The sequence below is a fragment of the Mesorhizobium sp. NZP2234 genome (genome assembly GCF_013170765.1).
Classification (GTDB): Bacteria; Pseudomonadota; Alphaproteobacteria; order Rhizobiales; family Rhizobiaceae; genus Mesorhizobium; species Mesorhizobium loti_D.
This window is the reverse complement of sequence record NZ_CP033364.1, coordinates 5,938,732-5,963,539: the sequence shown is the minus strand read 5'-3', so window position 1 is coordinate 5,963,539 and position 24,808 is coordinate 5,938,732. Positions and strand designations below refer to the sequence as shown.

Sequence of the window (24,808 nt, the reverse complement as noted above, 5' to 3'; positions counted from 1 at the left end):
AATGCAAGAGAGAGCAAGACGATGAAGCCGGTCCGTTTCGGTATTGTGTCGACAGCGAAGATCGCCCGCGACTGGGTGATACCGGCGATGAAAGCCGTACCGGAGTGTGAAGTTGTAGCCATCTCCTCACGCGACGGATCTCGTGCGGCCCGCGTCGCCTCGGAATTCGGTATTTCGAAGCACTATACGTCTTTCTCCGACCTGCTGAACGACGACGAGGTCGAGGCAATCTATATCCCGACGCCGAACAATCGGCACGTCGAAGATGCAATTGCCGCGGCGAGGGCTGGCAAGCACGTCTTGTGCGAGAAACCACTTGCCTTGGATGCGGCGGACGCCCTGCGCCTGGCCGAGGTTCAACTGCAGACAGGTGTGCAGATATCGGAGGCCTTCATGGTCCGATATCATCCACGATGGCTCGCCGCGCGGGAAATCATCCGCAGTGGCAGGCTCGGACGCGTAACACAGATCCACGCAACCTACAGTGTGACCAACGACAATCCGCAGGACATCAGGTTCCAGCCGGAACTCGGCGGTGGTGCCTTGGGAGACGTTGGCGTCTATCCGATAACGGCAGCCCGCTTTCTCTTCGAGGCTGAGCCGATCGCCGCGACCGCGACATTCGAAAAGCTTGCGCCCGATGGTGTCGATATTGCCGTCGCCGGCCTGCTCGAATTTCCCGACAACCGCAATCTTCTGTTCAGTGGCGCCCTGCTGCAGGCATGGGCACACTGGATCATGGTTATCGGTACGGACGGCTGGATGGAAATCCCGGTCGCCGTCTGGCCCTCGGCAAAACAAGAGACGATCATCAAGCTGCGCAAGCGTGACGATATTTATGACCGGGATGTCGAAGTCATCCGCTTTGCGCCGGCAAACCAATATGAAGAAGAGGTCCGCGAGTTTGCGCGCGCCATAAGGGGGGAGATCAAGCAGTCCTGGCCAATCAGCGACGCGGTGGCGGGAATGCATGTACTCGATGCCATCAGGCGGTCTGCCGCGGATAGGGCGCGTGTCCTGGTCCACAGGGACCGAGGATAGCCCCTTATACAGGCCCCACACACCGCTGCCTGCGGCGATGCCGGCTGCCGATGCAGCCGGATGCGCAATCACTCGGTGTCGCGGTGATCGAGGACTTCAAGCATGGTGGTCAGCATGCTTCCGACTTCTTCCGAGATTTCCTCGGGCCGAATCCCCGCCTTGATGGCGTCCGCGGTCGCTTGTTCGGCGAGTTTAGCCGCAAGGGCCGGATCGGCCCTCGAAAAAGGTGGAACGTTTTCCTCCACCCATTTCTGCAGGAATTCGATGCCGCGAGCGCTCATGACGAACAAAAGCTCGTTGGAGCGATTTCGTTCCGCCGAGGTGCATTCAAGAAAACGTCAGACCCTGTTGATCAGGGCCTGACGTCCCCAAGGCTCACGTTACGATGAACGAGGATGCCGTCAACGACAGGTGCGGAGAAAGAGTGGCGAACTGGATCTGATGTGCTCTGCCTGTCCCATCGCTGTCGAAAGAGAGCGCGCCGGTCAAGCTGTTGTAAATGATGTGGTCATTGCTGTCGTGAGCACCCGCGCCGGCGAAGAAGGCCGAGGTGGGAAGGGCGCCCTTTTGAAGGCCGGAAAATATAGAGTGGTCGAGCTGGATCTTGTCCTGGTACGCATTAAAGTCGGTGATCTTGTCGACATTGCCGGCCTTGAGGGCGGAATTGAAGACGAAGACATCCTTGCCTCCATGTCCGGTCAGTACGTCTCGCCCGCCACCTCCATTGATGACGTTGTTGCCGGCATTGCCCTCTATGGTTTGGGAAAACTCGTTTCCGGTGAGGTTGATGGCGGTGGTTCCGGATCGGCTCGTGGTGGCGAGATGTTCGATCTCCGACCCGGCCGACAACGCATAACTCACCGATGCCAGCACGGTGTCGTTGCCGCCGCCCTTCACTTCCACCACCTTGTCACCGACGTTGTCGACATAATAGGTGTCGTTGTAGCCACGGCCGGCCATCGTGTCGGCGCCGGTGGTGCCGTGCATTACGTCCGCCCCGCCAGTGCCGTAGAAGACGTGATCGCTGCTTGAAGGTGTGCTGGTCGTCGGGGGCACCGGCGTGGTTGTGGTGGGCGGCGGCGTCACGGTGGTGGTGCCGCCGGATGAACCGGTGCCGCCGCTTGACGACGTGCCGGCGTCGCTCTGGTTGTGCTGGAGGAAAAGGGCCTGCAGCGCCGGCGAGTTGCCAAGCGCCGTGTCACCCTGTTGGGAACCCCATGCATAGGCATAGTCGAAGGCGGGGGTCGGAACCAGCTTGGACCAGTGGTCCAGCATGGTCTGCTCCTGGGTGACGGAGGGAAGGACGTATTGGCCGCCGGTGTCGGTCGTGAAGCTGCCGCCGCCGAATGTCTGGTAAACCGGAACGATCTGGCTGACCGGAATGCCCGAGGCAACAGCCGCGGCCACGGTCCTGTCGATCATGTTGTAATCGACCGTGCTTGTTCCGGTGCGCACCGGATACGGGTCCAACCCGTAATAGTCGATATGCGTGTTGGCCGGATTATAGGTGTTCGAAAAATCAGGGTTTGCGGAAGACCCCATGTTCATCATGGTGATGAAGGTCTTGGCGCCCGGCAAATTCGAATGGATCCAGTCGGATTCCGCCTTCAAATTCGCGGCGGTGGCGTAGGTTCCCCATTTGCCGGTTGGGTCCGGTTCATCGACCAGGAAGAAGCCAAACACCTTCGGATTGCCGATGAAGGGCGTGACTTTCTGGATAAAGGACGAGGTCGCCCCATTGGCTTCATCGAGCCAGACCAGGCCTTTCGTGCCAGCCGGCAGGGCGTTGAGTTCGTCCACGGATGAAACGTCGACAAGGTTGAATCCGGCGGTTGCGACCTGGGAGGCCGACCCACCCGAGGCATAGTGGAGGGTTGTCATGCAGATATCCTTCGTCCGATTCGGTAGGTGCCCCACACCTGCCTAGTGGAGAGGATACATTAGAGACAAATCAAAAACCGGCGTCCCTTGATAGAATCGTTGATCACAGCGAGCAAAACGCCGCGGACTCGGACGGCCGACTTGGCTCCGAGGCCTGTTGACTATCCAAGGATATTTGGCGCTTCACGCTCGACTGCGGAGCGCTCATGGCGACCGTTTATTTGCTATGCGCCGCGCACCAGAAAGGCCCTTTCTATCAACGGACGGTTATGGCTGAGATAGGGTTCAATGAGCATGTCGAGGTGTCCGCCCACGATCGGGACTATGCTCAGATCGGCAACGAAAGCACTCCAGCCAAGGTCTGCCGGAACGCCTGTGCGCCTGCACCGGAACAAGGTGGCGGTAATAGGCAATGCGGGCTTCGGTCGCGCGAGCCACTGGCCAAATGCACGCATCCGCAGGATTTCCTCGAGCTCGAGGCGCAGAATGAATCGCGTCCTGGCCAAAGCCCCCCATTTCAGCCAGTCGATGCCCCTTGCCAGGACAGCCTCGGCACCAAATTGGGCAAACAATTTTGCGAGCGCCCGCAAGATCATGCGATCCACCGTCACTCTATGCGTGCGGATGCGCTGGACGGTGCGCGCGAGGGTTTCGCGGTAGTTGTGCCGCCCAGGCCCGATGTTGGTGTCGAGGATTCCCAGAAACGTGACCGATCGACCCGCGGCAGCAAGTTTGGCGGCAGCCTCGAACGCGACGCCGCCGCCAAGCGAATAGCCGATCAGATTCACATTGCCCTCCGGCTGGGCCTGGCTGATCTGCTCGACGACCGCATCCACCATTAGCGGTATTGTGTCATGGCCCTTGAGCAGATCGTTAAGGTCCCCGTAGCGCACCGCAACAACCTTGGCGACAGTGCCCATTTCGGCGCCGAAGGCCGCCAGGCTTGGACCGTAGCCGATTGATCCAGGCACAATGAACAGGATGGGCTTGGCGTCGGAGGCATCGACACGCGACTTGCTTGTATCTTGTCCCGGCGACGCGGCCCTGACGACATCTGCGAAACTCATCCCGACGGTGAACGCCTCCAGGTTGAGTTCACGTCCCAAGGCTGTCTCAAGTTCCATGACGAATTGCAGCAGCTTCAGTGAATCGCCACCGGCATCGTCCCAGTGGCTGCCAGCCGCTTTTTTACCCGGGAGTATCCTCTCCCAGACGGCGGCCGCGACGCCCGCGATGTCAAGTGGGTCGGCCGCCGGCCGGACATCTTGCGCGTTTTGGGCGTTTTGCGCATTCAGCGCGCGATCCAGATCCCGCAACTTGACGCCGTCAACCTTGCCGCCCTTGAGTTGCGGTATCTCGGCAACACTGTGCAGCCGCGTTGGATGAACCGCCGGCGGCAAGGCTGTCCTGATCAAGTCGCGCAATTCAGTGATGAACTCGCTTCCGCCAGCTCTCGCCGGGACGACAAAGGCCACCAGTTCGTTCGCGTCCGTCACCACCGCAACGGCGTCGTTCACTTGAGGCGCGCGGCGCAGGACGAGTTCCAGTTCGGCGGGCTCGACGCGTCTTCCATTAATCTTTATCTGGCGTCCCTTTCGTCCGACGATCCACATCCGTCCAGTGTCGTCGACCTTGACCAGATCGCCCGTTGCGAAGATCCGAAGTCGGGGATCGGCGGAGCTTGCCTGAAGAGGAACGTTTTCCCCATCCACCCAATAGCCCAGCGTGGTATAGTTGCTTTTGATCAAGAGCTCGCCCTCCTCCCCCGAGGCGACCTCGCATGCGTCTTCCCCCACGATCGTGTATTCGATGCCGGGGAGGACGAAGCCAACCGGGACCGTTGCGCCCTGCTCCGGATAATCCCTCGGCAGGAACCACTGCGTGCCTGTTGTTTCCGTGGATGAGTAGCTGATCTGCACAAAGCAGGACTCGGGAACGCTGGCGCGGAGCCGGTCGATGTCCGACCATAAGATCTTTTCTCCACCAACGCGCACGATCCGCAGCGAAGAGAATGTGTCGGACGCGGCACCATTCATCAGCACACGCAGCAGCGCGGGCACGAGATAGGCGACCGTCACCTGCCATCTCTTGAAATTGTCGCGGGCCGCGCGAATGCCGGCACTCTCTATATCCAGGAGATACAACGTGCCCCCACACAGCATGGGGGTCATCATCTCGCGGCATCCCGCGATTGTCGCCGGCCCTGTCAGCGGCATGAACACATCATCGGGGCCGATGTGGCAGGCATCCACATATTGCTGAACGCGGTGAAGGATCGCCCGTTGGCTGTTTACGACACCCTTGGGAGTCCCGGTGCTGCCTGACGTGTACAGAACGATTGCCGGGGCATCGACCGACGGATCGGACGGCAGCGCCGGAAAGCTGCCTTCCGTTGCGCCCATGCAGCTTGCCGCATCGATCCATTTCAGGGGCGAGGCATCCGGCCAGCCCGCCGGCCCACCTGGTCCTGGCTTGACGATCGCGGCCAGCCGCGCGCTGGTGGCAATTGCAGCGAGGCGCTGAAACGGATCCCGGGGATTTAACGGCACGGCAGGCCTGCCAGCGCGCATGGCGGCGAGCATGGCCACGGGATACCACAGCGCATTCCCGATAAGGAGCCCGACCGCCTTGCCCGGCGGGACCGAACCAGCGATGGCACTCGCCAGGTTTTGGACTGCGTTCAACAATTCCGCAAAGCTGAGCGATGTGGAGCCGTCACTGATCGCGGTTTTGTCCGGATATCTTTCGACAACTCGCTTCAGATGCCAGAACGCCGGTTTTTCGGAGAAATCGTCGCACATCCATTGGAACGGGTGGCTGGTTGGTCCGTCCACGTCCAGAGGGCGCGTCGATGCCTGTTTCCATGTGAAGCCGTCTGGAGGTCCGATTCCGATATTGGGGATAATCGCAACATCCTGCCGGCTTGCCAATCCGCCAACAGACGCCAAAGCGCGTGGAAACGGGCTTTTTGAACGCGGGCGCCCGAACGCTTCCAACGCAATTCCCCTTTTGCTGATTGGCTTTGCAGTGTCGTACGCGACCATGCTGGTCGTGGCATCGTTAGAACGAATGATTCCGGATCGGACTCGGCGATCCGATATGCGCCGACCTATCATCGCCGCATCGTCCAGCGCCTGCTTCATTCAAACAGACGAGGACAGCGGGAAGCCCTGCTCCTAGCGTGGGTTTGGTAGCGTGGGTTTGGGCGTTGTGCGTGTAGGGGCGATGAACCGGTCATGAGAGCGGATCCAAGAGCCAGCCATTTGATGCGGTCGGGATACTGCCGGCATCCTGGGGGCATGGGATGAACCCGCACCTTGTCTGCATCGGAGGCGAGGATCACCGTCTCAGAATCCCATTCCTGCTGGCGATGCGCGAGAAGGGTTTTCGAGTCACTGCCGTGTCGAGCGATGTGGGGGGGGTATTTTCCCTCCATGGCATCCCACATCGCCGATTTGGGTTCGACCGCTTTAGCAGCGGCGGCGGGGAATGGGGCGCTCTCGGAAGGGTCCGCAAATTGATGTCCGAACTGCGTCCGGACATCGTCCAGAGTTTCGACACCAAGCCCAACCTCCTGACGCCCTTGGCCGTGCGCGGGCAGGTTCCGGTCATCCGCACCATCAATGGCCTTGGTTGGACATTCTCGTCGCTGGAGCCGCGCGCTCTGGCGCTGCGTCCGGTCTTCTGCGCTCTCCAGGGCCTCGCATCGTTGTGGACAGCGATGACCGTTTTCCAGAATCGCGACGATCAAGCCTTCTTCGAGCGCTACCGGCTGGTGGGCAACGGCAAAGCGCGACTGATCCGCAGTTCTGGTATCGACTTGAATGCATTCTCGACAGCTCGGTATCGTGGTCCGTCAGCCGCCACTGTGCGCGAGGAACTGGGCCTTCATTCGGCCGAAGTCGTAATCTTTGTCGGTCGGCTGACCCGCCAGAAGGGGATCCCGACCCTGCTCAAGGCGGTTCCCCGCATCCTCTCCGAGAGGCCCAACGCGCGTTTCGTGCTCGTTGGCCCGCAGGATTCCGAAGGTCCATTTGCGGTCAACAAGTCCGATATCGAGCGATATGCTCCTCACGTGATCGCCTTGGGGCCAAGGCGGGATGTTCCGGCCCTTCTTGGCATGGCCGATCTGTTCGCGTTTCCGACGCAATATCGCGAGGGGATTCCGCGCGTGCTGTTGGAAGCGGGATTGTCCGGATTGCCTATCGTGGCCTCGAGAATGCCCGGCTGCAATGACGTGGTCGAGGATGGCTGGAACGGTTATCTCGTCGCGCCGCGCGACGCGGAAGGATTCGCATCCAGAATAATTGAGATCCTGTCCGACCGCGCCCGTGGAAAAATCATGGGCGGCCGTTCCGTCGGACTCGTACGGGAGCGCTTTTCGCTGTCGTGGGTCGTCGACCAGTATTGCGAGCTATACAAGACCGTGCTCGGTGGCAGCGGCAGTCTTGCTCGATCGGCCCCCGCGACAATGATGGAAGAGCGTGCGCGAAACCCCCGATTGGGTGAGGCGCGGCAATGATTCGTGATGCGTTCCTGGCCTTCGGCATAGCAATGTCCTACGCGGTGCAGCTCAGCATCCCGGGGCTGCCGTTCGGCTACAGCGAACTCTTCCTCACGCTCTGGATATTGCTGTCGATCACGCGGGTCCTTGCTGGCGGCCGGCTGGAGGTAACGCCGGCCCTGGCCAAACTTGCACGTTTCTGGCTGATCCTGACGCTTGCCCTGGGCGTTGGTTCCATCATCGGCTTTCTGACGACCACGCTGTTCCTCGATCCTTTGTTGCACGACACGATGGCGTATGCGTTGTTGGCCTGCGTCACCTGCCTGGCCGCCGCGGAGCCGAACGCGGCTGTCCGTTTACGTCGTATCGCCTGGTGGATGATCGCTATCGCGAGTGCTTGCTTTGTCATTCAGGTAGGGGTTGGTTTCGGCTGGATCCATCAGTCTGGCGTCCGTCCCTGGTACTGGGATCGCTTTTGCGGTTGGTCTGAGAATCCGAACCAGCTTGCACTCTACTGCGCTCTGCTTGGTCCCCTGGCCCTGCATCTTGCCATGACCACCAGCAATCCGTTGGGAAGATGCCTTGGGCTATTCAGCCTGATCCTCACCTTCTACGTCGGAAGGCTGACAAAGAGCGATACCTATCTCTATACGACAGTCCTGGCCTGCCTGATCCTTCTCGGATTGCGGATGCGGGCCTTGCTGGCGGGCGATGGCGGCAAGGCCAGCCTTTCGCGACAACTTGGCCTCCTGCTCGCTGTTGCGTTCCTTCCATTGGCGGTATCGATGGCGCCTTACGCCATCAGCGAGGCCGCCAGCGCCGAAGATTTCGCCAAGAGCCTCACCAAGGACAAGGGCGGGGAAGCGACCGCGGAAACCGCGGCACTTCGCCTTTACCTTTGGGACGCGGCATTGGACAAGGGGGCAAGATCCGGATCTCTGGGGCTGGGCCCAGGCCCACACCTTGATACTCCCCCCGTGGTCAATCAGCAGTTTCTGCCGCGACCCTTCGAGGCCCATAGCACGATCCTCGATCTCTACACCCAGGGCGGCCTGATTTCAGTCATGGCCCTGGTGTGGATCCTCGGCTCGGCCGCCTGGTCCGCCTGGCGTGCGAGGCTGGACGCTCTCGTGGCGCTTACAGCATCTATCGCTGTCTTCAGTGCTCCGCACCTGATCATCCGGCACCCGATCGTGTGGTTCTCTTTGACCCTCTGCCTCGTCGCTGGAACGCCTCAGTCGGTTCCCACGATCATTCGCCAGAGGAGATATTAGAATGTGCGGGATCGCCGGAATTCTCTTGGCGCCAGATGCAGCCGATACCAATGCCCTCAGGGCGATCGGGCCGATGGCGATGGCCCTTCGTCATCGCGGGCCCGATGGCGAGGCATTCTGGATGAGCCGTGAGGCCGGGATCGCCTTCGGCCACCGACGTCTGGCCATTGTCGACCTGTCGGAGGCGGGGCGCCAGCCGATGCATTCCGCGAGCGGCCGCTACGTCATCACTTTCAATGGCGAGATATACAATTTCCGCGATCTGCGTCGCGAACTGGAGGGGGAGGGCCATCATTTCCGCGGCACCAGCGACACGGAAGTCATGCTGTGCGCGATCGAGAGCTGGGGCCTCGATACGGCACTCCAGCGCTTCGCCGGCATGTTCGCTTTCGGACTATGGGATCTGAAGAAACGGATTCTTCACCTCGCCCGCGACCGAATGGGCAAAAAGCCGCTCTATGTCGCCTCGACACGTGAAGCGCTCGTCTTCGCCTCGGAGCTGAAGGCGATCACGTGCTTCCCGGCCTTCAACCCGGAAGTCGACGTCGATGCGGCGGCGACGATGCTTTCGAAAGGGTGGGTGCCGGACGACCTCTGCATCTGGCAGGGCGTGTTCAAGCTGCCGCCCGGTTCAGTTCTGTCGGTGACGGCGGCGGATTTCGCCAATGCCCGCGGCGCCGGGTCGCTTGCGCATCGTGTTCGCCGCTGGTGGTCGCTGGCCGATGTCGCCAGCAAGGCGCAACGGGATCCGATGGCCGGCAGCGACGAGGAGCTTACGACAGAGCTCGACAGGCTGCTCGGCCTTGCCGTCAAGGAACGGATGATTGCAGATGTCCCGCTTGGCGCCTTCCTGTCGGGCGGAATCGACAGCTCGGCGGTCGTCGCGCTGATGCAGGCTCAGTCCCGGAAGCCCGTTCGCACCTTCACCATAGCATTCGGTGAGAGCGGGTTCGACGAGGCCCCTCATGCGGCCGCGGTTGCTCGGCATCTGGGCACCGATCATACCGAACTTCACCTTTCACCGGCCGCGGCGCTTGAAGTCATTCCGGAACTGCCGCGGATCTGGGACGAGCCGTTCGCCGACGAGTCGCAGATACCGACGCTGCTGGTCTCGCGCCTCGCCAGGCAGCACGTAACCGTGGCTCTATCGGGTGATGGTGGCGACGAATGTTTCGCGGGCTATTCCCGGCACTTCCTGGCAACGCGCCTCAGAAGGCAGCATGAGCTGCCATCATCGTTTCGTCGAATGTTGGCAGCGGGGGCTGGATTGCTGGCCCAGGCCTCCCACCGAGACATCTTCGGCAGCCTGCCGCTTTCGGCGAGTATGCGGCACGGATTGCGCGGTGACAGGTTGAACCGCCTCGCCGGCCTGCTCGCGGCGCGAGACGAAGACGAGCTGCTTCGGCAACTGACGGGGTCTTCCACCAACAGCCTCCTTCATCGCAAGCCGCCGGCGTCGCTTGCCGTTGCGGCAGAGCTCGACGACCTGCTTTCGCGTCTCCTGTTCGACGACATGACAGGCTATCTGCCGGGCGACATATTGGTGAAGCTCGATCGCGCCACCATGGCCAACAGCCTCGAGGGGCGGTGCCCGATCCTAGACCATCGCGTCGTGGAATTCGCCTGGCGCCTGCCGACCAGTGCCAAGGTCCGAAATGGCAAGGGCAAATGGATCCTTCGCCAGCTCCTCGATCGGTATGTCCCGCGCTCGCTGGTCAATCGGCCGAAGCAAGGTTTCGACGTTCCGGTCGGAGCCTGGCTGAAAGGACCCCTGCGCGATTGGGCAACGGATATCATAGCCACGACACGCCTGTCCGGAGACGGGATCATCGACTGTGCGAAGGTCGACGCATGTTGGCGCGATCACCTGCGTGGCAACCAGGATCATTTCCGCGACTTGTGGCCGCTGCTGATGTTCCAGGCGTGGCGCAACGAAGCCATGCGGCCATCGGTGCCGTCAACACATCTTTCTTACGATATAGAACTGACAGGGGATTGAGATGGAAGGTTCCATAGCCAGCCGCGCCAGGCTTCCGCGCGCTACGCAAATGGCCGTCGCTACGCTTGACACCAATTCGCGGATGAGGCGACCGCCACGCGAGCATATGCAACCGTCGTCTCCCTTCCATCAGCTCGTCGTCACCCTGGCGACGAGAAAATGGTTCTTGCTTACCGTTGCCCTTCTGGGTGGCATCCTGGCCGGCTTGGCGGGTCTTACCCGTCCGGTACTGTTCGAGGCGACGACGCAGGTCATCATCGACGCCCCAAGCACCGGCAATCCGGGCGGCACGGCGCTCGTTCAAGACTCGCTGGATTCGAGCATAGATGACCATCTGACGATGCTCTCGTCGCAAGCCCACCTGCGTCGAGTTCTGGTCGCGCTACGCAAGGCTCAGGATGCCGATGCTGCCGGAAAAAACGGCGTCAGTGCCGTCCCGCCCGCCGCTGGCTCATTCGTGAGCAATCTCCTGAACCGGATCTGGTCGCAGGACAAGCCAGCGGCGGGAAGTCCGGAAGCGGCTGAGGCCGCCGATGCCGCCGAGCTGAAGACGCTGCGGAACGGGATGAGGGTCGGACAAGAGTTGCGCTCGCGCGTCATCACCATCGGCTTCACCGATGCCAGTCCGGCGCGTGCGGCGCTCATCGCCAACACATTCGCTCAGGTCTATATCGAAGACCTCGTGCAGAAACGCCGTGCATCGGATCAGCACGAGCTGGAGTCGCTGGTCGCCGGTCTGCCGCAAGTACAAAAGGATCTGGTCGAAGCGACCGATCGGCTGGAGACCTACCGGCTGACACACGGCGCCGTTGATCAAGGTGCGGCCAACAACGCAGCCAATGAAACAGCGGAACTCGGCCGGCAGATTTTCCTGTCGAAAGCCAATCTTTCCGCCTCGGAATCGCGCCTTAGCCATATCGAGGACCTGCGAAAGGCGGGCGCCCCTGTCTCGGCCATAGCCGAAGAGATCGGATCGCCTGTGCTGACGGACCTGATGGCACGCCAGCCGGCCGCCGCGAACGGCGATCCGGGCAGCGCGATCACCCTCGAGATGGAACAGGCCATCGCGCACATCGCCGCGGAGGCGAATGTCTACCGCGCGCAGGTCGCGGCTCTCGAGGACCGCAAGAGAGTGCTCGACGCGGCCGTGGCCGACACCGCGAGCCAGCTTTCCGGATTGCGTGCCCTCGAGCCGCAGGTGGCCATCGTGACACAGCACTACAACGAGCTCCTTGGCCGCCAGCAGGATCTGATACGGCGCATCGCCGCTCCTTCGCCAGGCGTAGCGGTTCTTTCAACGGCATGGCCGCCGTCAAATCCCAAGACCCTGTCGCCAATTTTCCTGATTCCACCCGGCATGATCGTGTTTGGCCTGATGGGGGCGGTGTTCGTTCTGATCCGCAACAATTTCAATCAGACCTTGCGCAGCGAAGCTGAAGCCGAGGCCGAGCTTGGGATTCCGTGCATAGGGCTGCTTCCCAAGGTTTCGGGACTTCACGCGAGACAGCTGCGGCATCTGGTACTGGGCCAGCAGAACTCACCGTTCAGTCGAGCCGCGACATCCCTTCTCGTCACCGCGGCGCCAACCCAGGGCAGGGGTCAGCCGCCGCATATCATCCTCGTTACGTCCAGCATCCAGGACGAGGGCAAGACAGAATTGGCATGGAGCCTGGCGCTGGCGGCAACCAGACTGGGCGGAAAGGTGCTTTTCCTCGACCTCGATCGCAAGGACGTGCGGCTCACGAACGAGTTTCGTGGCGAATTCAGCACCGTCAAGGCCCACAACTCCTTCGGAGACTATGTGAGTGAACGCTGCACGCTGCAGGATGCAATCACGAGAATGCCAGAAATCGGCATCGATCTCATGGCCGCTCCAGCCCCTTCGGATGATCTGCTGACGCTTCTGTCGACGGTCGACAAATCGCAGTTCACGGACGAACTGCTCTCGGTCTACGACGTCGTCATCATGAACGGGCCGCTGGGACTCGGCGGCCCAGAAACCAGACTTCTGAAGCGCTGGGCTGACGCGGTGCTTTTCGCCGTTCGCTGGGACAGGACGAGGCGCAGCATTGCCCGTGGTGTTCTGGAGTCGCTCCGGGGCGGTGGATCCGTCGCCGTTCCAGTGGGGAGCGTGCTCACCCAGGTGAATCTAAAGAGGCACGGCGGCTACCGGGTCGGGGACAACGCCGACCTCCTGTTGGCGAAGGTTTGATGGGCCGTCGCCTCCGCTTCCTGACAATACCACAGGGAACCAGGTGCGTTCCCACAATCGGACCTGACCCGGAATGATCATTGAATTTTTTGGACCGCCAGGATCCGGCAAGACAACCTTTGCACACGCGCTGGCGGAGCAATTGCGTGGGAAAGGCTATAACGCCAAGGTCGCCCTCAGCTATAAGCCCAGCACGAGGGCGGGAAGCCTTGATCTTGGAATCGTTCTGTTCATCACGAGAATCGCGTCGGCAATATTCTCGACTTTAAGAATATTGCTTTCGTCGGGGGGGATAGCGAACGATCTTTCCTTTTCGCTGTCGATTGTAAGATTGATAACGCCAAAGAAGAGAATCTGGCGCGCTCGTATCTGGCGATATCTTCTGCATCTTTCGCATTGCTGGAGCCGGGCCAAGCGATCGCCTGATATTATAATTTTCGACCAGGGATACGTTCAAGCGATTGGAACGCTGGCGACCTTCAATGGGAACACAGACAACGACGTGCTCGCAACGGCGCTCAGCCTCGCGCCGCGGGCCGATCTCACCATCAGGCTGGTGGTGCCGTCCGATGTCGTGGAGAACCGTTTACGGCAGCGGATCAAGCACCAACCGCCGGCGGAGCGGGTTTTTGAGGCCGACTTGAACGTGAATATGCTCTCCGTTGGTGTGTTCGAATCCATAAATGACCTCCTCGCGACTTCCGGCCGAAAAATCATTCCCGTCGACAATGTCGACAGTCAATCGACGTTCAAGGGTATTTGTACGGTCGAGAAGCAAGTCATTTCCGCGCTTTCGCGGATGGATAGGGGATTGGCAGGTCAAGACCGAAGAGAAGGCGTCCCCGATACCCACGTCATGGGTCTCGACAGTCGCGTGTCTCGAAAGGCTTCAGTTTATCCCGCCGCCCCTCCCTCAACAGCCACACCTCGACGGAACAAGGACGTCGGCTCGCGGCTCGCTCGAGCAAGCGTCTTCGCCCTTTTGATATATATCGGAGGTGCCGGGCTGACGAGCCTTGCACAGCTGGCCATTGCACGTCTCATCGGGCCCGGCAATTACGGCATCTACTCCTATGTTCTGGCTTGGACCTCAGTGCTCGCCTATCTGGCAACGCTTGGTTTCAATGTATCCTTGTTGCGTTTTGTGCCCGCCTACAGAGCCAACGGCAGGCTTGATCTGGCGCGGGGGGTGATAAAATTCGCCCTGCAGAAATCGCTTCTTGCGGCGACGCTATTCGGGATGACGGGCGCTGCCCTGGTCCTCGTCTTCTCGGATCATGCGCAATCGGATCACATGCGAAGCGGACTTGAGATCAGTATCGTGCTTGGCATGGCGGCCGTACCCTTGATTACCGCTTATGCCATTGGCGCTACGCTCATACGTGCCTTTGGGGGCGTCGTCTCGGCGCTCTTGCCGGAGCGCATCGTGCGAGATGGGCTCCTGCTGATATTGGTGGCGATCATAGCCAAGTCCGCACTACGGGTTGTGGACGCGCCGGCGGTGATGGTGGCGGTGCTGATCAGTTCCGCCTTCACGGTAGGGCTGGTGTTCATCACCGCGAGGAGGTTTGAACCACCTGGGCTGCGGCAGACTCAGCCTAGTTATGAATCAAGGGAATGGTGGTTTGCGGCCCCACCGCTCATGCTCATCACCGGGCTCGATGTTTTTGTCAGCCGGGCAGGGGTGCTGGTCTTGGGCTGGACAGACCATATTCGTGAAGCCGGTATTTTCGCCTTGGCGTTGAATGTCGCGATGCTTGTGGGGCTCTCTCGCATCGCCGTCGCTACCATGTTTTCGCCAACCGCGGCCGATCTGCATGCCAGGGGAGATCGTCAGGCCCTGCAGCTGCTCTTCGCACGAGCCACGTTGCTTTCCGCTGGTGGCGCCATAGCGGTGGCCATCCCCATGATGTTGATCGTCGAGCCGTTCTTGAGCTATTTCGGTGAGGGCTACAGCGCGGGAGCGCCAATCGCGCGTGTTCTTATTTTGGGATATGTCTTTGTCGCGCTGTGCGGGCCTCAGCAGAATCTCCTGACCATGACTGGAAACGAATGGGCCGCCGCAACGACGATGGTCGCCGGCGCCGCGGCCAACATCGTGGCCTGTGCCGTCGGCGTCGCGATGTACGGCCCGATCGGCGCTGCCGTGGGTGTCGCGCTTGCCTTGAGTATCTGGAGCGTTGCCATGGCCATCTATATCGGCAAGCGACTGAAAATCTTGCCGGGCTTGGTTTTTGCTCTGCTCTCGATCAGGCCGAGCGCGATTGACGCCCAACAGGGGAATTGGTTCTTGAGGGCGGGCAAATGAGGCACTTCATCCATCGGCGCCGGTCCGCGTCATCGAACAGTCGGTGAACGAAAGCCTGGTGCATGTTCATCGGCACGCGGCGAATGGGCTTGGCACCTCCGAGATGGCTGAAAGCCTGCTGGCAGGGCCATCATATTTTACGGGCAGTGTCAGTCATTCGAAGGATGCGTGAGTTCCGGACGGTCGTCACCGTGTTGTGGCAAGCTGCGGAGCATCCATGGGACAAGAACCAATGGAGTCGGCCTCGACGTCTTCGATGCGCCATCGGTCCGAAAGATCGACGCCTGTCGAGCCCGGTCAACGTCAAACCCTCACACAGGTCCAGGTTCTGCGCGCCCTCGCGGCAACTTCGGTTGCGCTGCGTCACGCCCAACATGATGCGGCGAGCCTGGAATTGGAGGCCGGCCGAACCTTTCAAGCCTGGAATCCGATACCATGGAGCGCTGGAGTCGATATCTTCTTCGTGATTTCCGGCCTGATCATGGTGCACACGTCGCGACAGCTGTTCGCAAAGACGGGTGGCGCGCGTCTCTTTCTTTCTCGCCGGATAGCTCGGATTATCCCACTTTATTGGTCGGTCACCACGCTCTATCTTGTCGTGGCGTTGCTCGCTCCCACCTTCCTCAACCAGACCTACATCAATTCCAGGTTCGTAATCGAATCCTACTTCTTCATCCCCGCCACTCGCCCTGACGGCGTCGTTCAGCCGCTCTACGAGCTAGGCTGGACACTCAACTATGAGATGCTTTTCTACGTATTGTTTGCGGCGGCGATCGTGCTCCCCATGCGCTGGGCCGTCACGGTGCTGCTCACGACCCTGGTTGGGATGGTGTTCGCGGGCCGTCTCGCGGCGCCTTTGCGAGAGCCATTCGCGTTCTGGACCGATCCGATCATTCTCGAGTTCGCCCTTGGCGTGATGGTCGGGATCATGTGCGCCTCTGGCCTGCGGCCATCCGGTCTCATCAGGGCCTGCGTCGCTGCAACGGGACTGGCCGCGCTGATGCTCGCGGCTGCATTTCCCGAAATCTCGGTCGGCATTGCCCGTCCCGTTGTTTATGGCATCCCGGCATCTCTCATCGTCTGGAGTGCCGCCTTGGCGCCAAGTGAGTTGAGGCATGAAAGCCGGGCCGCGCGATGGGGTGCTGGTGTTGGCGATGCGTCCTTCGCTCTCTACCTGCTGCATCCGTTCGTGATCCGCGCCATGCGTATCATCTTCTGGCGAACTGGCCTGATTTTGTTGCTTGGCCCATGGACCTTCATCGCGTTGGCGCTGGCGACCACTTTCGGCGTGGCACTCATCACTTACCGCCTGTTCGAGAAGCCGCTGACTGGCCGTGCCCGGCGCCTCTTGGGAGTCGGGTCCGGCGCCCGGCAGCAGTTGCGTCCATTTCCGGTGCCGGCGTATCCCAAGGCAGACTGATCGAGCGCCACAGTGCTGCCGGCCAGGGCAATTCCAGGGAAAACGGGTTTCCAGAAAAAATAATGAAAAACAAATAGTTAAGAGAAGTTCGCCATGTCCATGAGATGATGAACTGCTCCAGGGGGCAGGGCGAACGCCATCCGTTCGCACGTGGATCCCATGGGCTTTGGGTTGATGAACCGGCGTTGTCCTCTTTCCGGTTACCGCCAGCCACCCGCTGTCTTGTTCTATGCCGGAATGAACGCTTGCCTTTCCCGGCTGGCCTGCTTTCCGTGAAAATACCGGTACCATTCCACGAACCGTTGCACGCCGTCCTCGAGTGCGGTTGCCGGCGCGAAGCCGACAGCGCGGCGAAGATCGCCGACGTCGGCGCGGGTTTCCAGAACGTCGCCCGGAGGCAAAGGCACATTGACGCGAAGTGCGCGGCGGCCGAGCGCCGTCTCGATGATGGCGATCAGGCGGTTGATCTCCTCGGGCCGGTCATTGCCGATATTGTAGATCCGATAGGGCGCCGAACTGGTGGCGGGATCGGCTGCCTGACTGTCCCAATCGGGATCGGCGCGCGGCGGCGCGGCGAGCACGCGAACCACGCCTTCCACGATGTCGTCGATATAGGTGAAATCTCGCCACACGTGGCCGGCATTGGCGATTTCGATCGTTCGTCCCTCGGCTATGGCATGGGTGAATGTATAGACCGCCATGTCGGGCCTGCCCCAGGGACCATAGACGGTGAAGAAGCGCAATCCGGTCACGGGCAGGCCGAACAGGTGGCTGTAGGAATGCGCCATGCATTCGTTGGCGCTTTTGGTCGCGGCGTAGAAGCTGACCGGATGGCTGGCGCCATGGTGCTCGGAAAACGGTATGCTTCGATTGGCGCCATAGACTGAGCTCGACGAAGCATAGACGAGATGGCCGACGCCGGTGCGCCGGCAACCCTCCAGGACATTGAGAAACGCGACGATGTTCGACTGCACATAGGCATGCGGGTCGACGAGCGAATAGCGCACTCCAGCTTGAGCGGCGAGGTGCACAAAATGCGACGGCCGGAAGTCCGAAAACAGCGCTTTCACGAGCGCCTGGTCCGCGAGGTCCATCCGCATTGGCGTGAACCTCGGCTCGGCGCAGAGGCGTGCAAATCGCTCTTCCTTTAGCCTTGGATCGTAGTAGGGCGTGAAATTGTCGACGCCGACAACCTCGACGCCGTGTCGCAAAAGTCGTGACGCGACATGAAATCCGATGAATCCAGCGGCACCTGTGACGACGACCGGCCCAGCGCGCGCAAGTTCCGAGACAGCGCCGTCAGACTGCACGCGAGCGGCATCCGCCAGCTTCCGCCCTGTCGAATTCAGTTCGGCCATAGCAAGTCACTCCTGTTTCGAGACCCCAGGCGCTGCCTGTGTGCGACCGCATCGAAATGGTGAGAGAGAGCGGCGTCAGTTCCACGACCTGAGCAACGCAGCCGCCGGCTGCGTTGCAACGCTGGCTCCCGATCGTGTGGATCCGGACGGATGCTGATATCCGGCGGGGTTGCCTATCTCACGGCAGGACCGAAATGCGCCCCAGAAGAGCAACCAGCTCTGCCTGGCGCTTCGTCTCGGTCTTGGCGAACAGAGAGGCAAGCTGGGAGCGGATCGTCGTGCGGCTGAGGCGCCAACTGCGAGCGATCTCCAGCGGCGCATCGCCTTGAGCCAGGCGCAATGCCAGCTGCGTTTCCGCGCTGGTCAGGCCAAACATCCTTTGCAATGTCTGAGGATTGGCCGCTGAGGTGTTCTCCCGATCCAGCAAGGCGACGATGCTCGTCCCGTCGGGTGCGATGACACCCGTTTCATTCAGGATCACCGGCCTGTCGCCTCTGCTGCGGATCACCACCCATGACAGCGAGCCTGGCTGGAAATGGACCGGAACATTCGCGACCAGTCGCCTTAGCCCCGCGGAAAGCTCGCTGGCCGTTTCGGCCGCTTCGCCCTGGCGCTCTAGTGTGTCTTGAGCGGCCCAGTTCCATTCGATTACTTTTCTGTCGCGATCCAGCACCAGATAGCCGCAGCCTATGCGGTCGAGCATGCCGGTTATGGATTCCAAACTGCGTCGCCGCGCCCCGCCAATTCTGGCGTCCGATCGATCCGGGAGCTGTGTCGAGCGTGCATTGCGAGTATTCCTCAGTACGATGTATTGGCTGCCCGCAGCCACGTCGTTGTGCCTGTCAATCAGTGTCATAGCTTCTACCCCAACCCTAGTTGCTTCTGACGCAAGTAAATTACGCATTATTTACTTGCTCTAAATTTTACATATCGCCCAGAGCGCGCTCCTCTGTCTTGTGTTTCGACATAGTTGAAGAACTCCGCGGCAGAACGATTCTGCAGCGTTCGTCGAAATGTACGTTCTGATGAGCCCTTCCAACCCTCGATCTTATTCGCCGGGAAAAGCGTGGCAATCCGGCAGTGGTACTAGGTTGCCCTTTCATGGCCTAGTCTCGACGGACTAGACGGAAGGTTGTAGTCTGGCGCATGGGTTCATTTCTGCGCCGACTGAAATTGAATGTGTCAGGCTCCCCGTTAGCTCATGTAGCTTCGCTGTTGGTGCTGGCGGTCTCTTTAGTATTCGAAGCAGAAAATACAATACATGTTGGACAGGATGCAGCATTTATTGCATTTATTCCGGCGATTATTGTCATTGCATATCTCGAAGGGCGATTGCTCGCCATCGCCGCGACACTTCTCATGGCAGCCGCCGGCTTGTGGGAACGGCGCGTCCTGAACTCTCAAATCTCTGCGGAGGATTGGACGCGCGCCATCTTCCTTCTGGTTTCGGGTGGGCTGATCGCGTTTGTGTTTCACCGCCTGCGACAGGATTTGCGCGAGGCGCTTGAGGTCGCTGAGGCAAGGCTTGCTGCCATCGATGCCGCCGAGGGCCGCTATCGTTGGGCCTTCGAGCGCGCGGCTTTGGGTTTTGCGAATGCCAATCGAAGTGGCGAACTGCTGCAATCGAACAGACGTCTTTTTGAGATGACCGGCTACGGAGAAGAGGAACTTGCGCAACTGGAGCTGGAGGCGCTTGTTCTTCCTGACGATCGAGATGCCGTGCGGGATTTGTTGAAGGATCTGAGCAATGGCGCCGCGTCATCCGCTGCGGATGTTCGCCTGTTGAGGAAGGACGGCAAGGCATTCTGGGCTCGTCTGGCCCTGTCTTCGTCGCGACCCGACGAGGTCTCCACCGAGAGCGTGTTCGTGGTGATCGACGATATTTCCGAGCGCCGAGCCGCACGCGAGGCTCTCCGGGCTCAGAAGGAATGGCTTGATCTCGCCCTGTCTGCCGGACGCCTGGGCACGTGGCGTATCGATCTCAAGGAGGGGACAGTCACGGGCTCCGACAAGTTCTGGGACATCCTTGGCCTGCCGCCAACGCGCGTCCGCCCCCTGGAAGAGCTCTCGACCGTGATTCATCCGGCCGATTGGCTGAAGCTGGCGGCCTCGGCAAAACCATCGTCCGGTGTGAATTACGACATAGAGATCCGTGTCCGACGGACGGACGGCCATGTGCGCTGGATTGCCCTGCGTGGTCGGCAGGAAAAACACGGCGATCGACCGTTGCGCATCGGGGTGGCTGCCGATCTCACCGAGCGTCGACAAACCACGCTTCTTCGCGCTGCCGTGAAGAAGCGCGAGCGCATCATGCGCGAAGAACGCCATCGGTTCAGCAACCTGTTCCCGGTCATCACGGCCCTGGTGAAGATGATCAATGTTCCCGAGAACGACGTTGCCAAATACAAGGAAATGCTGATCGATCGGATCAGAACGCTGGAAGCGACTCACATGCTCCTTTCAGGCCACAGCAATATTTCAGGGCTGCTCCACGAGCTCGTGGCCCAGGAACTGCAGCCCTTCAAGGAAACACGGGATATAACGATCAGCGGCCCCTCCGTTTTAGTACCAGGTGGCGCCGCCGAGAGCTTTGCGATGATACTTCACGAACTGACGACAAACTCCGTGAAACACGGTGCGCTGGGTGACTCACAAGGCAGGGTTGAGGTTAAGTGGCAATTCGCACCCGCCGGCGCGGGCGACGATCTTGTGTTCGACTGGGTGGAATCGGGGCGGCGGAAGAACGCAAAGGTCGTGCGCCACGGTTTCGGTTCCATGATAATCGGAGTCGACGGCACGCCGCTTGTCGGCCATTCCCCGAAACTGGAAATATCGGAGCATGGACTGCGGTATTCATTGCGACTGTCGCGGAAGGAAATCGAACTCTGAAGCGCGCCATTTGCGCGACGGCCTCGTGATACGCTTTAAGTTCTCATACCGTGCATGTCACCCAAACCACCCGCCTTGAGCGATCCGTCGTCAGTTGACATTCCTCGACAGCCAGCTTTGCAGCAAAACGGCTGCTTCGGTCCGGTTTCGGACCCCGAGCTCGCGCAGAATGGCGGCAGCATGGATTTTCGTTGTCGCCTCGGCAATATCCAGATTGCGGGCGATCTCCTTGTTCGAATATCCCTCCGCCATCAGTTTGAGGACATCCTGCTGTCTCGGTGTGAGTCTGTCGAGATTGGCGCCGTTCACGCTCCGACGAATTGGATTTTTCGCCGGGGGCAAGGTCGGATATTGCCTCTCAGCCGACGCTCGAGACAACAGCGCCGGCACATAGATCCGGCCGGAGAGGATCTCGTTTACGGCCAGCACGACTTCCTCGTCTTTCTGCGACTTGACGATGTAACCGTGAAGTCCGATCGAAAGAGCGGTCAGTATCTCAGAGCGCGAATCATCCCCGGAAACGATCGCAAAGCGCGTGCCAGGATAGGCCGATAGAACGTCACCGAGAACCTCCTGATTGAACAGTCCGGGCATGTTAAGGTCGAGGATCGCAAGGTCTATGGATGCCTGCTCCTCAAGAAGATTGACCACGGCATCGAAACACGCAGCCTCGAATATTTCGGCATTCGGAATGCCAGCCATAAGTGCCAGCCGCAAGCCGCGCCGATACAAGCCGTGATCGTCAGCGATGACGATCCGATACATTGAACTACCCCAACGCTCACTCGGTTCCCGACGAGAAAACCCGCTGAAACCTCCCATTCCTCCGTGATGGACACAACTGTGGCGATGCTGAAAGTCGTGATCAACCACCTGTCGTGACATCACAGTGATATCCACGGCGTCCCCACCCGCGAACATCACGCATGGATAATATAATCCTAAATTGCGAAAAAGCTTCTGTTATTTTTTTTAACCCTGCGCGAGCTACCTGGCCTGCTGAGCGATATCGAGCACGAGAGGTCGCGGTGCCTCACGGCTTTTTGATGCCAGCACCTGCCTTCGCTGGGGCCCCAAGGGCCAATACCCGTACTCGGCGAACGCTGCTCGCGGCCAAGTCCTGACCGCTCAGGCAGGCCTCGATTTCGCGGAAAATTCAATACCGGAAAAGCGTTGGCTCGTTGCCATTCGAATGCACGACGACAGCCACCCCAGCTGTCACATACCCTTCTCGTATGATGTTCGGATTGCCGCCGAGGGTCGGACCGGATGCCAGTCCGAATGAACTCGAACACGAGATGCCCGGACAGAACCAAATTGTAATTCAGGGAGGATCGGATGAAAGCGGTGATTCAATGTGGCGGAATGGGCACGCGCCTTCGGCCCTTCACGTCGGTCTTGCCGAAACCCTTGATGCCGATAGGAGCCCGGCCCGTTCTTGAGTTGCTTCTCAAGTGGCTGCGGCGCAACGGCATAGAAGAGGTCTACATCACGACCGGCTATCTCGGGCACCTGATCCGCAGCGTCTGTGGAGATGGATCGCAATGGAATCTGAAGATCAGATACACCCAGGAAATGGAGCCGCTCGGCACCATCGGGCCTCTGTCCCTGATCAGGGAAGAACTGAACGATACATTTATCGTGCTCAACGGCGATGTTCTTACCGATCTAAGCCTCAGCCGGTTCGTGGCCGCGCACCGCATGCACAAGGATCCGGTTACGATCGCCACTGCCTGCCGACTGATCAAGATGGACTTCGGCGTCATCGACGAGGTCGACAATGCCGTTCAGCTCTTCAGGGAAAAACCGACACTTTCCCATCTCGTCAGCATGGGCATTTACTGCATGAACCCGGATGTCCTGCGGTTCATTCCTTCCGGCATCCCATTCGGGTTCGACGATCTGATGCTCCAGATGATGCAGGGCGGCACGGCCGTGCATGTGTACAAGCACGACGGTCTCTGGCTCGACATCGGTCGTGTTGACGACTTCCAGAACGCACAGGCGATTGCCTGGGAAGAGCAGTCGACCTCGATCGAGGTCGCCGCCGCGGCCGCGTGAAGACTTCAGATGTAGAGGCCGAACCAGCAAATAACAGTTCAGGAGGTCAAGATGCTCTTGGTGAGCGCACCAATTCTAGGTGTACCGGAGAAGGTAGCCCTATCGAAGGTGATTGATAGCGGCTGGCTTACCATGGGAGAGCGGGTACAAGCTTTCGAGCAGGCCTTTGCCGACATCCATGGCGCGCAGGATTGCGTTGCGGTCGGCTCTTGTACCGCGGCGCTTCATCTCATCCTGCATGCGCTGGGAATCGGCCCGGGCGACGAGGTGCTGGTTCCGTCACTGACCTTCGTGGCGACCGCGAATGCCGTGCTGTATGTCGGGGCCACGCCGGTCTTTGTGGACATAGAGTCGGCGGACGTGCCGCTGATGTCGCTCGCGGAAGCCGAAGCGCGGTGCACGCCACGCACAAAGGCGGTCATTCTCGTCCACTTCGCGGGCTACCTCCCCAATCGGGAGCAATGGCAGCGTTTCGCCCGGGCTAGAGGGCTGCATATCATCGAAGATGCCGCGCATGCCCCTGGCCTGAGGGAAGTGGGGACATTCGGCGCAGCGGCTGCCTTCAGCTTCTATGGCAACAAGAACATGACAACGGCGGAAGGGGGCGCCGTGATTGCGCGCGACCCCGATCTGCTCGACAGGATTCGCCAGGCCCGCGGGCATGGCATGACCACCGGGACACATCAGCGGCTGAACAGTCGTACGCCGCAATACGATGTCACCATGCTCGGGTTCAACTACCGCATGGATGAGCTGCGGGCGGCGATCGGACTGGTTCAGCTGCAGAACCTGCAGGAGTGGAACGAAATCAGGCGCATCCTGGCCGTACTGTACCGGCGCCTCATCGCGGAACGCTGCCCTGCCGTGACAGTTCCCTTCAGCGAACCCCGGACGTCGGCTTACCACATCATGCCGATCCTCCTGCCGCGCTATGCGAGGCGGCAGGATGTTATCGACGAACTGCGGACGCTGGGGATACAGACCACGATCCATTATCCGCCGGTGCACCAGATGACGTTCTATCGTGAGCGGTATCCCGACACTCATTTGCCGCGCACAGAGGATTTTGCTCAGCGAGAGCTGACAATTCCACTGCACCCCCAGATCACGTCACCTGTCGCGGAAGCAGTTGTGGCTGCGCTGGCAGCCGCGCTCAGCAGCGGCGCCCAGACAGGAACCGCGGCATGAATGCATCAGACCTCTCCCTCCACCGGCGTCTCGTCTCAAGCCCCACGCATGGCTTCGTGAGACGTTCGATCGATCTCGCGGTCGCCGGCGCCGCGTCCGTCATTTTGGCACCGCTGATGCTGCTGATTGCCGTGGCGCTTCTGCTCGAAGGTGGCCGCTCCGTCTTGTTCGTGCAAACCCGTATGGGCGCCGGCGGCCAACCCTTCCGCATGTACAAGTTCCGCAAGTTCAGGGTGGACTGCAGCTCCCAGGGCCTCGCCCTGACCATGGTTGGCGACAGCCGCATGACGACCGTAGGCCGGTTCCTCGCCGCGACCAAACTCGACGAACTGCCGCAGCTATGGAATGTCCTCAAAGGCGAGATGGCGATCGTTGGACCACGACCCGAGAGCCTGGCTTTCGCCGATTGCTTCCACGGTGGCCTGGAGGCCGTTCTGCGTTACAAACCTGGCCTGCTGGGCCCAACGCAGGTTCTTTTCCGGCACGAGGCGCGTTTCTTTCCCCAATCCGTGGATCCGATCCTGTTCTACCGGGAGGTCATTTTCCCGGCCAAGGCAAGACTCGACCTGTCCTACTATCCGCAGCGCACCATCGGCTCCGACATCATGTGGATGGCACGCGGCTTCCTGGCGGTTGTCGGCTGGGTTCCATCACCGCCGATCGACGTATGAAC

The 24,808-nt window shown here is 60.3% G+C and carries 17 protein-coding genes; 11 read left to right on the top strand and 6 right to left on the bottom strand.

What is annotated here, in order from left to right; genetic code table 11:
* Positions 1–21 precede the first annotated feature (21 nt).
* On the top strand, positions 22–1,041 hold the full coding sequence (locus EB230_RS28955; protein WP_056567848.1) for a Gfo/Idh/MocA family oxidoreductase: 1,020 nt from the start codon (positions 22–24) through the stop codon (positions 1,039–1,041).
* 68 nt (positions 1,042–1,109) lie between these two features.
* Here the strand turns inward: EB230_RS28955 and EB230_RS28950 are convergent, their stop codons facing one another.
* The 3 genes from EB230_RS28950 to EB230_RS28940 all read right to left on the bottom strand — a co-directional run bounded on the left by EB230_RS28950 (position 1,110) and on the right by EB230_RS28940 (position 6,065).
* Complete coding sequence (locus tag EB230_RS28950; protein ID WP_065005147.1) at positions 1,110–1,322, bottom strand: DUF768 domain-containing protein; 213 nt, start codon at positions 1,320–1,322, stop codon at positions 1,110–1,112.
* Positions 1,323–1,416: 94 nt separating this feature from the next.
* On the bottom strand, positions 1,417–2,922 hold the full coding sequence (locus tag EB230_RS28945; protein ID WP_056567853.1) for a calcium-binding protein: 1,506 nt from the start codon (positions 2,920–2,922) through the stop codon (positions 1,417–1,419).
* A 224-nt stretch (positions 2,923–3,146) separates the two neighbouring features.
* On the bottom strand, positions 3,147–6,065 hold the full coding sequence (locus EB230_RS28940) for an AMP-binding protein (RefSeq protein WP_244493989.1): 2,919 nt from the start codon (positions 6,063–6,065) through the stop codon (positions 3,147–3,149).
* A gap of 161 nt (positions 6,066–6,226) precedes the next feature.
* On the opposite strand from EB230_RS28940, the gene EB230_RS28935 reads away from it, so the two are divergent.
* The 6 genes from EB230_RS28935 to EB230_RS28910 all read left to right on the top strand — a co-directional run bounded on the left by EB230_RS28935 (position 6,227) and on the right by EB230_RS28910 (position 16,639).
* Complete coding sequence (locus EB230_RS28935; RefSeq protein ID WP_172374424.1) at positions 6,227–7,444, top strand: glycosyltransferase family 4 protein; 1,218 nt, start codon at positions 6,227–6,229, stop codon at positions 7,442–7,444.
* A complete protein-coding gene (locus EB230_RS28930) occupies positions 7,441–8,700 on the top strand; it encodes a polymerase (RefSeq protein ID WP_172374423.1) in 1,260 nt (419 codons plus the stop codon). The genes EB230_RS28935 and EB230_RS28930 overlap by 4 nt, the downstream gene beginning before the upstream one ends.
* Before the next feature lies 1 nt (position 8,701).
* Positions 8,702–10,699 carry an asparagine synthase (glutamine-hydrolyzing) gene (gene asnB, locus EB230_RS28925; RefSeq protein ID WP_172374422.1) on the top strand — a complete coding sequence of 666 codons (1,998 nt, stop codon included), beginning with the start codon at positions 8,702–8,704 and terminating at the stop codon, positions 10,697–10,699.
* A gap of 1 nt (position 10,700) precedes the next feature.
* On the top strand, positions 10,701–12,911 hold the full coding sequence (locus EB230_RS28920; RefSeq protein ID WP_172374421.1) for an exopolysaccharide transport family protein: 2,211 nt from the start codon (positions 10,701–10,703) through the stop codon (positions 12,909–12,911).
* A gap of 73 nt (positions 12,912–12,984) precedes the next feature.
* Entirely contained in the window at positions 12,985–15,219 is a 2,235-nt protein-coding gene (locus EB230_RS28915; RefSeq protein ID WP_172374420.1) for a polysaccharide biosynthesis C-terminal domain-containing protein, read from the top strand.
* Positions 15,220–15,436: 217 nt separating this feature from the next.
* Entirely contained in the window at positions 15,437–16,639 is a 1,203-nt protein-coding gene (locus EB230_RS28910) for an acyltransferase (protein WP_172374419.1), read from the top strand.
* A gap of 227 nt (positions 16,640–16,866) precedes the next feature.
* Here EB230_RS28910 and EB230_RS28905 read toward each other — a convergent pair whose 3' ends face one another.
* Positions 16,867–17,997: an NAD-dependent epimerase/dehydratase family protein gene (locus EB230_RS28905; protein ID WP_246738869.1), complete on the bottom strand. Its 1,131-nt coding sequence runs from the start codon at positions 17,995–17,997 to the stop codon at positions 16,867–16,869.
* Between the two features lie 178 nt (positions 17,998–18,175).
* Positions 18,176–18,853, bottom strand: a complete 678-nt coding sequence (locus EB230_RS28900; protein WP_172374418.1) for a helix-turn-helix transcriptional regulator — start codon at positions 18,851–18,853, stop codon at positions 18,176–18,178.
* 290 nt (positions 18,854–19,143) lie between these two features.
* Here EB230_RS28900 and EB230_RS28895 point away from each other — a divergent pair, with 290 nt between their 5' ends.
* The gene (locus tag EB230_RS28895) at positions 19,144–20,886 is read left to right on the top strand and encodes a PAS domain S-box protein (RefSeq protein ID WP_172374417.1); all 1,743 of its coding nucleotides are present in this window, start codon (positions 19,144–19,146) and stop codon (positions 20,884–20,886) included.
* 90 nt (positions 20,887–20,976) lie between these two features.
* Here EB230_RS28895 and EB230_RS28890 read toward each other — a convergent pair whose 3' ends face one another.
* Positions 20,977–21,651 carry a response regulator transcription factor gene (locus EB230_RS28890; RefSeq protein WP_056567881.1) on the bottom strand — a complete coding sequence of 225 codons (675 nt, stop codon included), beginning with the start codon at positions 21,649–21,651 and terminating at the stop codon, positions 20,977–20,979.
* Positions 21,652–22,224: 573 nt separating this feature from the next.
* On the opposite strand from EB230_RS28890, the gene EB230_RS28885 reads away from it, so the two are divergent.
* Genes EB230_RS28885 through EB230_RS28875 form a run of 3 tightly spaced genes read left to right on the top strand, consistent with a single transcriptional unit; the run spans position 22,225 to position 24,806 of the window.
* A complete protein-coding gene (locus tag EB230_RS28885; protein WP_056567884.1) occupies positions 22,225–22,947 on the top strand; it encodes an NDP-sugar synthase in 723 nt (240 codons plus the stop codon).
* A gap of 51 nt (positions 22,948–22,998) precedes the next feature.
* Positions 22,999–24,135, top strand: coding sequence for a DegT/DnrJ/EryC1/StrS aminotransferase family protein (locus EB230_RS28880; RefSeq protein WP_056567887.1), 1,137 nt, complete (start codon positions 22,999–23,001; stop codon positions 24,133–24,135).
* A complete protein-coding gene (locus EB230_RS28875; protein ID WP_056567890.1) occupies positions 24,132–24,806 on the top strand; it encodes a sugar transferase in 675 nt (224 codons plus the stop codon). The genes EB230_RS28880 and EB230_RS28875 overlap by 4 nt, the downstream gene beginning before the upstream one ends.
* The last annotated feature ends 2 nt before the right edge of the window (positions 24,807–24,808 follow it).

Coding starts and splice junctions, on each gene's coding strand:
- EB230_RS28955 (WP_056567848.1), top strand. CDS start 22: ATGAAGCCGGTCCGTTTCGGTATTGTGTCGACAGCGAAGATCGCCCGC.
- EB230_RS28950 (WP_065005147.1), bottom strand. CDS start 1,322: ATGAGCGCTCGCGGCATCGAATTCCTGCAGAAATGGGTGGAGGAAAAC.
- EB230_RS28945 (WP_056567853.1), bottom strand. CDS start 2,922: ATGACAACCCTCCACTATGCCTCGGGTGGGTCGGCCTCCCAGGTCGCA.
- EB230_RS28940 (WP_244493989.1), bottom strand. CDS start 6,065: ATGAAGCAGGCGCTGGACGATGCGGCGATGATAGGTCGGCGCATATCG.
- EB230_RS28935 (WP_172374424.1), top strand. CDS start 6,227: ATGAACCCGCACCTTGTCTGCATCGGAGGCGAGGATCACCGTCTCAGA.
- EB230_RS28930 (WP_172374423.1), top strand. CDS start 7,441: ATGATTCGTGATGCGTTCCTGGCCTTCGGCATAGCAATGTCCTACGCG.
- asnB (WP_172374422.1), top strand. CDS start 8,702: ATGTGCGGGATCGCCGGAATTCTCTTGGCGCCAGATGCAGCCGATACC.
- EB230_RS28920 (WP_172374421.1), top strand. CDS start 10,701: ATGGAAGGTTCCATAGCCAGCCGCGCCAGGCTTCCGCGCGCTACGCAA.
- EB230_RS28915 (WP_172374420.1), top strand. CDS start 12,985: ATGATCATTGAATTTTTTGGACCGCCAGGATCCGGCAAGACAACCTTT.
- EB230_RS28910 (WP_172374419.1), top strand. CDS start 15,437: ATGGGACAAGAACCAATGGAGTCGGCCTCGACGTCTTCGATGCGCCAT.
- EB230_RS28905 (WP_246738869.1), bottom strand. CDS start 17,997: ATGGCCGAACTGAATTCGACAGGGCGGAAGCTGGCGGATGCCGCTCGC.
- EB230_RS28900 (WP_172374418.1), bottom strand. CDS start 18,853: ATGACACTGATTGACAGGCACAACGACGTGGCTGCGGGCAGCCAATAC.
- EB230_RS28895 (WP_172374417.1), top strand. CDS start 19,144: ATGGGTTCATTTCTGCGCCGACTGAAATTGAATGTGTCAGGCTCCCCG.
- EB230_RS28890 (WP_056567881.1), bottom strand. CDS start 21,651: ATGTATCGGATCGTCATCGCTGACGATCACGGCTTGTATCGGCGCGGC.
- EB230_RS28885 (WP_056567884.1), top strand. CDS start 22,225: ATGAAAGCGGTGATTCAATGTGGCGGAATGGGCACGCGCCTTCGGCCC.
- EB230_RS28880 (WP_056567887.1), top strand. CDS start 22,999: ATGCTCTTGGTGAGCGCACCAATTCTAGGTGTACCGGAGAAGGTAGCC.
- EB230_RS28875 (WP_056567890.1), top strand. CDS start 24,132: ATGAATGCATCAGACCTCTCCCTCCACCGGCGTCTCGTCTCAAGCCCC.